Annotated in this window: 2 protein-coding genes; both read right to left on the reverse strand. The window is 67.0% G+C overall.

What is annotated here, in order from left to right; genetic code table 11:
* Positions 1-132: 132 nt before the first annotated feature.
* On the reverse strand, positions 133-2,130 hold the full coding sequence (locus ACIQ6O_RS15070) for a redoxin domain-containing protein (protein WP_396208599.1): 1,998 nt from the start codon (positions 2,128-2,130) through the stop codon (positions 133-135).
* Between the two features lies 1 nt (position 2,131).
* A partial coding sequence (locus tag ACIQ6O_RS15075) for a TonB-dependent receptor domain-containing protein (protein ID WP_396208600.1) occupies positions 2,132-3,297 on the reverse strand: 1,166 nt, incomplete at its 5' end.

The raw sequence follows: 3,297 nt of genomic DNA on the forward strand, positions 1-3,297 counted from the left end.
GTGCGCGGGCCGGCAAGCAAGGCAATCAATAGCAGGGCGGCGGTGACGAGTGGCCACCGCCGCGCGGAGCTGGCGGACGACATGCGTACCAATGTACAGCAGTTATGCGTCGATCGCGCTCAGCGGATACCCCTACTGTGCCCCTTTCGCCGGAGCGAGTAGAGCGTCGATGGTTTGGCGCAGCGCCAACAACTGCCCGTGTACGTTGCCGCTCACCTTCGCGCGTACCCGTCCGCTCCCATCGATGAGGATCGTTTCAGGGACCCCCACCACGCCGAACTGTTGCTGCACAGTTCCTGCCGGGTCGTGGGCGACGGCGAAGCCGAGCTTCTGAGCACGGGCAAAGCGCACCACCTTCTGGGGATTGCCCTGATCCACACTCACCCCGATGACGCGTAGCCCACGATCGCCGTACTGCTCATGCAGCGCCTGGAGATCGGCCATCTCTTCGCGGCACGAGGTACACCAGGTGGCCCACACATTCACCAACGTGAGTTGGCCGGGCTCTGCGACGTTCACGGGGACGGTGGTCCCGTTGGCGGCGAGAACCAGTGCGTCATATCGCGGGGTGATGTCGCCCACCCGCAGCGGTGTGAACACGTCGGATGACGCCGCGATGTTCTTCGTCGACTGGCCCAGGCGTGCGTGGCGAACCCGGACCTGAGTGTTCCCCACGCTGGGGAGCGGCATGATGGCCTTGGGATCCTTCATGTTGGGGCGTTGCTGCGCGGCCCGGGCCGCCGCCTCTGCGTTCTGCTCGCTCCAGGCAATGGTGAGGGCGCGCGCGTCGGCTGCGGCCACGAGCACCGGAAACGCCGCCGCTTTGCCGGCGTCGCTTACGGCGACGGCTGCATCGAACGTGGCACCACCGTCGTGCGACGTGCGGAGGACCACAGCGGGCACGCGCTTCGTGCCGTCGTCCCACGTTGCAAATACCGTTCGGCCACGCACGGCGAGCTGCACGTGCGCCGGCTGCGACGCGTCGGCCACACCCAAGGGGGTGGCCGATGAGAAACTGCGCGCCTGGTCGGAGCTGCGCGTGTAGAACACCCCGGCAGCACCCGGTTTCCCAGTCCACCAGGCGGCGTGCAGCACCCCGGTGCTGTCCAGGGCAAGCGACGGCCCGGCGTGCGGGCATCCATCGAACACCCAGTTGTCGGCGTGCACGCGCTGCGGCGTGCCCCACGTGGTGCCACCATCGTCGCTCCGTGCAACCACGATGTCACGAATGGTGGGGCCAGCGGCTCCGTGCGCAGCGTGCTCGTTGCCGTTGCCGTTGCCCGGCGCGGTAACCACCGCCTTGGCGCTCGTGTCGGGAATCACGGCCCGCCACGCGAGATACACGTGCCCCTCGGCGTCCGCGGCGATGGCGGTGCGACAGCAGGGGCAGGCTTCCGTGAGCGGCGCTCCCATGGGCACCACCCGTACGTTGCGCGCCCAGGTGCGCCCACCGTCTGTACTGTGGGTGGTATATACCGCCGACTTGCCGGCCCGTCCGTCGAGCCAGGCCACGTGGAAGGTGCCGTTCGGCGCGGCATACAACGCATGGAAGTTGTGCGAGCCGAAGTCGGCGTCGAGCCCCTTGGTGGTGTCGTCGGTGACGGTCACGGGCGCACTCCATGTGTCTCCTCCATCGTCGCTACGCACGAAGCGTAGCGCACTGGCAGGGAAACGGCGCCCGGGAACGATCTTCCCCACCACGTACAGCGCGCCGAGTGTGAGGCTGCCATCGGATCGCGCACTCCACGCGAGTTTGGGCGGCGCCTCACCGTGGGGTTCGATCGGGCCCAGCGCATCTCGCAACTCACGCTGCACCACGTCCGCCGCAACGCCGGGCACATCGCGCGACACCTGCACGTAGAGACGGCCGTCGGTACCACCGTCGGGGGCTGACACCCATGCCGTGGCGTAGCGACCGTCTGGGGCGAGTGCGAGAATCGGTGCGGCACCCACGTTGGAGACCGCCGACAGCACGCGGATGCTGTCGAAGGTGAGTGGCAGCGACGCGGCGCTGTTCGCGCCATCGGCATTCGACGGTGCCGGTGCCTTGTCGGCGCAGGCCGTGGCGAACGTTGCAACGCCAAACGAAGCGGCGAAGACGAGCGGCGAAAGACGCAGGACCCTACGCATATCAACGACCTCCGGTGGACAGCGTGAGCCCGGCGTTCACGACACGACCGGCACCCGGGAAGTAGAAGCGACCATTGCCGCTGTTGGTGGCGAAGGCGGCCACGTAGCGACGGTCGAGGATGTTCTCCACGTTCATGAAAAGCGACGCACGTGACGCCCCCGTGCGCGCACCGCGCACTTCGGGGAGCGCATACGACACCGTCGCGTGCGCGAGGCCGTAGGCCGGCACCGCACCGAAGGCCACCGGCACCACACGCGGCGGGGCACCAGTTTGCGTGACCTGCGTGTACAGCGTGCCGCTCTCCGTATTGGCGTTGTCCACGTACGTGCGCCCCTGCGCTTCACCCCACAGCGTGATGCCCAGCGACGAGGTCGGGCGGAAGCGCATTTCCACCGCGCCGCGCTGCTGAGGCACACCGGGGATGAGCTTGCCCGCGTAGTTGGCGGCCACACTCCGTCCTTGCGCGTTGATCTCGGTGCCGGTGAACTGCGTCATCACGTAGCGCGCGTAGGTGTAGCTCGTGACGACATCGAGCCACGGCTTCACCAGCGTGGTGGCGCTCACTTCAAGACCGGTGCGACGCGTACGTCCCACGTTCTCGAAGATGGTGCGCGGAAACTGCACGCCGGGAATCACCACGGTGCGCGAGAGAAACTCACCGGTCACGTTGGTGCGGTACACCGCCACGTCGAGGAGGACGCGGTTCGCCAGCAGCGCCTTCGCGCCCGCTTCGTAGTTTACGAGCGACGATGGGCGCAAGTCGGTGTTGAGCCCACGAATGGTGTCGGGGCTGGCCGTGAGCTCACTGTTGGTCGGCACCTCGAAGCCACGCGCCACACTCGTGTACACACTCACGCCAGGCTTCACGTCGTAGCGCAGGGCCACTCGGGGTGACACCTGGTCGAAGGACTGATTCACCGACTGATTGGGGCGAATGCGATCTTCGATGTCGTACGTCACGCGATCGTAACGTGCACCCGCCGTGAGCGTGGCTTTGCCACGCGTGATGTCGGCGCTGGTGTACGTGCCGAGTCCCGGCAAAGTGACATACTGATTGGTGCACGCCACCGACACGATGTTGCGCACACGATCGTTCACGCACGGCGTGCTGCGCCCCTGCGTACCGGCCACGTTCGTCCATTGACGAGATTCGCCGTACCAGCGGT

This window comes from Gemmatimonas sp., from assembly GCF_044345575.1.
Taxonomy (GTDB): domain Bacteria; phylum Gemmatimonadota; class Gemmatimonadetes; order Gemmatimonadales; family Gemmatimonadaceae; genus Gemmatimonas.